Annotated in this window: 5 protein-coding genes; 3 read left to right on the top strand and 2 right to left on the bottom strand. The window is 68.3% G+C overall.

Features of this window, described 5'->3' with window-relative positions; genetic code table 11:
* Positions 1 to 233: 233 nt before the first annotated feature.
* The gene (locus E3N94_RS14925; RefSeq protein WP_174776140.1) at positions 234 to 2,633 is read right to left on the bottom strand and encodes an excinuclease ABC subunit UvrA; all 2,400 of its coding nucleotides are present in this window, start codon (positions 2,631 to 2,633) and stop codon (positions 234 to 236) included.
* 308 nt (positions 2,634 to 2,941) lie between these two features.
* Between E3N94_RS14925 and E3N94_RS14920 the strand changes: the two genes are divergently transcribed.
* Positions 2,942 to 3,724, top strand: coding sequence for a lysophospholipid acyltransferase family protein (locus tag E3N94_RS14920; protein WP_134415202.1), 783 nt, complete (start codon positions 2,942 to 2,944; stop codon positions 3,722 to 3,724).
* Here E3N94_RS14920 and E3N94_RS14915 read toward each other — a convergent pair.
* Positions 3,721 to 4,263, bottom strand: a complete 543-nt coding sequence (locus tag E3N94_RS14915; RefSeq protein ID WP_104100025.1) for a flavin reductase family protein — start codon at positions 4,261 to 4,263, stop codon at positions 3,721 to 3,723. The two genes, E3N94_RS14920 and E3N94_RS14915, sit on opposite strands and share 4 nt — an antisense overlap.
* A 72-nt stretch (positions 4,264 to 4,335) precedes the next feature.
* Between E3N94_RS14915 and hisD the strand changes: the two genes are divergently transcribed.
* On the top strand, positions 4,336 to 5,649 hold the full coding sequence (gene hisD / locus E3N94_RS14910; protein ID WP_104100024.1) for a histidinol dehydrogenase: 1,314 nt from the start codon (positions 4,336 to 4,338) through the stop codon (positions 5,647 to 5,649).
* Positions 5,650 to 5,661: 12 nt separating this feature from the next.
* Complete coding sequence (nrdR, locus tag E3N94_RS14905; RefSeq protein WP_104100023.1) at positions 5,662 to 6,180, top strand: transcriptional regulator NrdR; 519 nt, start codon at positions 5,662 to 5,664, stop codon at positions 6,178 to 6,180.
* Positions 6,181 to 6,186: the final 6 nt, after the last annotated feature.

Raw genomic sequence — 6,186 nt, 5'->3', positions numbered from 1 at the left:
CGCATCGCCTTCGGCTTCAAATCACCCGACGCCCTCATCGCCCTCGCCATGCTCAGCCTCGGCGGCCACAAACCAGTGCTCCCCGGCCGGGTTTAACCCACAGAAGCAGCAGGAGAGCCGAGATTCTCGTGTGAAACCGCTTTCTCGGGGTGGAATGGGGCCGATTCGGCCACAATCTCCGTCGAATTCGTTCGGGACAGAGCTGACTGGCAGCACCGTGAGGCGCGCTGCCGTCAGGCTCTACCGACGTAGGCCGCGAGGTGCTGGCCGGTGAGGGTGGAGCGGTCGGCGACCAGGTCGGCCGGTGAGCCCTCGAAGACGATCCGGCCGCCGTCGTGACCGGCGCCGGGTCCGAGGTCGATGATCCAGTCGGCATGAGCCATCACGGCCTGGTGATGCTCGACGACGATGACCGACTTGCCGGAGTCCACGATTCGGTCGAGCAGGCCGAGCAGCTGCTCGACGTCGGCGAGGTGGAGTCCGATGGTCGGCTCGTCGAGCACGTAGACGCCGCCCTGCGCAGCCAGATGGGTGGCCAGCTTGAGCCGCTGGCGCTCGCCCCCCGAGAGCGTCGTGAGCGGCTGGCCGAGGCTGAGATAGCCGAGCCCAACGTCGGCAAGCCCGCCCAGGATGGCGTGGGCGGCCGGCGTGCGCGCCGCACCGGCGCCGAAGAACTCCCGGGCCGCGGTCACCGACATCGCGAACACCTCACTGATATCGCGGCCGCCGAGGCGGTACTCCAGCACGGATGCCTCGAACCGCTTCCCCGCGCAGACCTCGCAGGTGGTGGCGACGCCCGCCATCATGGCCAGGTCGGTGTAGACGACGCCGACACCGTTGCAGTTGGGGCAGGCACCCTCGGAGTTGGAGCTGAACAGCGCGGGCTTCACGCCGTTGGCCTTCGCGAAGGCCTTTCGGATCGGGTCGAGCATTCCCGTGTACGTCGCCGGATTGCTTCTGCGGGAACCGCGGATGCCGCCCTGATCGATGGACACCACGCCCGCGCCAGCGGGGATCGACCCATGCACGAGCGAGCTCTTTCCGGATCCCGCGACCCCCGTCAGCACGACGAGCACGCCGAGCGGGATATCCACGTCCACTTCCTTCAGGTTGTTCTTCGTCGCGCCGCGAATCTCCAGCGTGCCCGTGGGGGCGCGCACCGCGGGCTTGAGTGCCGCGCGATAGTCGAAGTGGCGGCCGGTGAGGGTGCCGCTGGTGCGGAGACCCTCCACGGTGCCCTCGAAGCAGACGGTGCCGCCCGCCGCGCCGGCGCCGGGTCCGAGATCGACGACGTGGTCGGCGATCACGATCGCCTCCGGCTTATGCTCCACGACGAGCACCGTGTTGCCCTTGTCCCGCAGCTGCAGCAGCAGTGTGTTCATGCGCTCGATGTCATGGGGATGCAGCCCGATGGTGGGCTCGTCGAAGACGTAGGTGACGTCGGTGAGTGAGGAGCCCAGGTGCCGGATCATCTTGGTGCGCTGGGCCTCCCCGCCCGACAAAGTACCGGCCGGCCGGTCGAGCGAAAGGTAACCCAACCCGATCTCCACGAACGAGTCGAGGATCTGGCGCAACGCCTGCGTGAGCGGGGCCACCGACGGCTCACTCTGGCCGCGAACCCACCCGGCCAGGTCGCTGATCTGCCAGGAACAGGCGTCGGCGACGCTCACTCCGGAGATCTTCGACGAGCGAGCCGCCTCGCTGAGGCGGGTGCCGCCGCACTCGGGGCAGGTGGCGAACGTGACCGCGCGCTCCACGAACGCGCGGATATGCGGCTGCAAAGCGGCGACATCCTTGGACAGGAACGACTTCTGAATCTGCGGGATGAGGCCCTGATACGTCAGGTTGATCCCGTCGACCTTGATCTTGGTCGGCTCCTTGTAGAGCAGGTCGTCCAGTTCCTTCGTGCTGTACCGATGAATTGGCTTGTCCGGGTCGAACCAGCCGCAGCCGCGGAAGATGCGGCCGTACCAGCCGTCCATCGTGTAGCCCGGGATCGTGAGCGCGCCCTCGTTGAGCGACTTGGAATCGACGTATAGCGCGGAACGATCGATGTCGTTGACGGTGCCCATGCCCTCGCAGCGCGGGCACATGCCGCCGGTGATGCTGAAGCTGCGCCGCTCCTTCACGGTCTTCCCGCCGCGCTCGAGCGTCACCGCCCCGGCCCCACTGATCGAGGCGACGTTGAACGAGAACGCCTGGGGCGATCCGATGTGGGGCTGACCGAGCCGGCTGAAAAGGATGCGCAGTAGCGCGTTGGCGTCGGTGGCGGTCCCGACCGTGGAACGGGAGTTGGCCCCCATTCGCTCCTGGTCGACGATGATGGCCGTGGTCAGACCATCCAACACGTCCACCTCGGGGCGCGCCAGGTCCGGCATGAATCCCTGCACGAACGCACTGTAGGTCTCGTTGATCAGCCGCTGCGACTCGGCGGCGATCGTGCCGAACACCAGTGAGCTCTTGCCCGAGCCGGAAACGCCGGTGAACACCGTCAGCCGCCGCTTCGGGATGTCGAGGCTGACATCCCTGAGGTTGTTCACGCGCGCGCCCCGCACCCGGATCCGGTCGTGGCTGTCGGCCACGTGCGGCCCGGGCATCCTCGTGCTCGCGGCGCTGCTCAGGTCAGTGCTCATCGTGTCTCCCTCTGGTGGCCGGGTTGCCCACGTGGTCTCGGTGGTCGTCGCCTGGTCGAGTCAACCAGCTTCAAGGCCGGTTGCTGCGGTTCCGCCGTGGATGATTCCAGTGTCAGTGCGGTCGAGGCTGTGTGCAAGCTCCATAACCGACGACACAGACGGGGGTGGAAGTTCGCGGCGCAGGTTCTGGAGCGGGCGAGCGTTAGAACGAGCGCCCACGTTTACGGGTGCGCCGCGAGTGCGAGCCGGGTCCCGAAAGGCTCGTGGGACGGACGCGGAAACCCGCACGCGGGTCGTAGCCTTGAGGTATGAGCACAGGCACTCGGGAACCTCTGTACACCACGGCGATTCTGGCCGGGCGGGCCGTGTTCGGCCTGCTGCGGCTGAAGCCATCCGTGACCGGTCTGAAGAATCTTCCGGACACCGGGGGGGCGGTGCTGGCGATCACCCACTTCGGCTACATGGACTTCGCCCTGGTCGAGTGGATGCTGTGGCAAAAGAACCGACGTCACATCCGTTTTATGGCCAAGAAGGGCGCGTTCGACCAGAAGCTCGTGGGCGTGCTGCTGCGCGGCATGCGTCATATCTCGGTCGACATGAAGGCAGGGGCGGAGGCTTACGGCCAAGCCGTGACCGCGCTGCGGGCGGGCGAACTGCTCGGCGTGTTTCCGGAAGGCGGCGTGAACGCCTCCTTCACCGTACGCGAGTTGAAGTCGGGTGCCATCCGGATGGCCGCCGAGGCCGGGGTCCCCGTGATCCCGATCGCGGTCTGGGGCGGGCACCGCGTGCTCACGAAGAACCACAAGCCGGCCCTGCGCGAGCTGTTCGACGTGCCCATCCGCTTCGCCGTCGGCGAGCCGTTCACGGTCGCGGCGGGGGAGGGCACGCAGCCGATGACGCTGGCACTCCACGACACACTGCAGGGTCTCGTCGACAAACTGCAGAAAGCCTATCCGGTGGACGGCGCCGGCCAGTGGTGGCAGCCGCGGCACCTGGGCGGCACCGCGCCCACACCGGAGGAGGCCGCCGTTGCCGAGGCCGAGCGGCGCCGGCGTCGCGACGAGGCCGGCGCAGCCCCGTCCAGGGGCTAGGCCGGGGCGCCGGGCACGCGGTAGGTGCGCTCGTAGTACAGCAGGGCCTCGTCGTTCTCGCCCATGCCGCCTTCCTCGATCTTCACGACCACGACGGCGCTGTTGTGCACCAGTGTGCGTTCGATGATTCGCCCGACCATCCACGAGGTGACGCCCTTCAGCACAGGCAGGCCGTGGGGTCCGGGCTGCCAGTGGTCGCCGATGAAGCGCTGGTTCGCGGGACCCGACATCACCTCGGCGACGGCACGATTGTGCGCCCCGAGGATGTGGATGACGACCCGGTCGCTCTCGGCGATCGCCGGCCAGGTGCTGGCTGACCGGGCCATGTTGAAGGTGGCCAGCGGCGGAACCGACGACAGCGACGCCAGCGAGGTGGCGGTGAATCCCACCGGGGCGCCGTCCGGGCGCAGCGCGGTGATCACCGCGACACCGGCGGCGTGACGCCGGAAGGAATGTTTGAAGGCGGCCAGGTCCAACGGTGCATTGGGATCTTCGGCCAGCGGTACGGTGGCGGGCTGGGGTACTTCGGTGTCGCTCATGTGACTGAATCAATCTCCTCGCCATTGAGCCTATTCCCGGTGCACGGGAGTTGATGGCTAGGCTGGAACGCGATGATCCAGACTATTGACCTCCGAGGGACCCGGCCCACTCCGGCGGAATTGCTTGCAGCCGTCCCGCGTGCGCTCACCGACGTGACCGCGGCCAGCGACGTCGCAGCCGAATTAATCAACGATGTGCGGGCCAGAGGCGAGGATGCCCTCCGCGACCAGGCGGAACGCCTCGACCGGGTGCGTCCGTCCCATGTGCGGGTTCCTGCGTCCCACGTCACCGAGGCACTGGCCGGGCTCGACCCGACGGTGCGCACGGCCATCGAGGAGACCATCCGTCGCGTGCGCATCGCCAGCGCGGCCCAAGTGCCGCCGCAGGTGACCACCACGATCGCAGACGGCGCCACCATCACGCAGCGCTGGCAGCCGATCAACCGGGTCGGCCTGTACGTTCCCGGCGGCAAGGCCGTCTACCCGTCGAGCGTCGTGATGAACGTGGTTCCGGCTCAGATCGCCGGCGTCTCCTCGATCGCGCTGGCGTCGCCGCCGCAGAGCGACTTCGACGGACGCGTGCACCCCACCATCCTCGCCGTGGCGAGCCTGCTCGGCATCGACGAAATCTACGCCATGGGCGGGGCCGGCGCGGTCGGCGCCTTCGCCTACGGCGTTCCGGGGCTCGGCCTGGACCCGGTGCAGCTCGTCACCGGCCCCGGCAACGTCTATGTGGCCGCCGCCAAGCGGCTCGTGCGCGGGGTGACCGGCATCGACTCCGAGGCCGGCCCTACCGACATTCTGGTCATCGCGGATGAGACCGCCGACCCCCGCATCGTCGCGGCCGACCTGGTCAGCCAGGCCGAGCACGACGAGCTGGCCGCCGCCATGCTGGTCACCGATTCGGCCGAGCTCGCCGACGCCGTCAATCTGCACCTGGTCGACCTGATGCAGAGCACGACCCACAGCATCCGTGTCACCGCGTCCCTGAACGGGCGCCAGTCGGGGATCGTGCTCGTGGACGACCTCGACGCCGCGGCCGCGTTCAGCAACGCGTTCGGTCCCGAGCACCTCGAGATCCAGACGAGCGACCCTGATGCCGTGCTCGCGCTGATCGAGAACGCCGGCGCCATCTTCCTCGGCCCTCATTCGCCCGTGAGCCTCGGCGACTACGTGGCCGGCTCGAACCACGTGCTGCCGACGGGAGGGCAGGCCCGGTTCTCCTCCGGACTCGGCGCCTACACCTTCCTGAGGCCCCAGCAGGTCGTCACGTACAGCCGGGAGGCACTGCGCGAGGTCGCGGACCACATCGCGGCCCTGTCCACGGCGGAGGCGCTGCCCGCGCACGGCGACGCCGTCACGGCCCGTTTCACGACGGCGCTGTAAGCTGGTCACACGATGTTCTGCCCGTTCTGCCGCCACCCGGACTCCCGAGTCATCGACTCGCGCACGAGCGACGACGGACTTTCCATTCGCCGGCGTCGACAGTGCCCTGAATGCGGCCGGAGGTTCAGTACCACCGAGACCGCCAGCCTGAACATCGTCAAGCGCAGCGGGGTCGTCGAGCCGTTCAGTCGCGACAAGATCGTGGCCGGCGTGCGCAAGGCCTGCCAAGGTCGTCCGGTAACGGATTCCGACCTGGCCATGCTTGCCCAGCGGGTGGAGGAGACCATCCGGCAGACCGGCGCGTCGCAGGTGAAGGCGAACGAGGTCGGCCTCGCGATCCTGCCGCCGCTGCGCGAACTTGATGAGGTGGCCTATCTCCGCTTCGCGAGTGTCTACCAGGCATTCGATTCGCTCGAGGATTTCGAGACCGCGATCGCCCGGCTGCGCACCGAACACGGATCCCGCACCGAACACGGCTCCCGCCCCGAGCAGGGCAGCGGCGCGGGCGCCGCACACCCGTCCGAGTCGTAGGCGGCG

The organism is Cryobacterium sp. Sr3 (assembly GCF_004402835.1).
Lineage (GTDB): Bacteria > Actinomycetota > Actinomycetes > Actinomycetales > Microbacteriaceae > Cryobacterium > Cryobacterium sandaracinum.
This window is presented reverse-complemented; position numbering and strand designations above follow the sequence as displayed.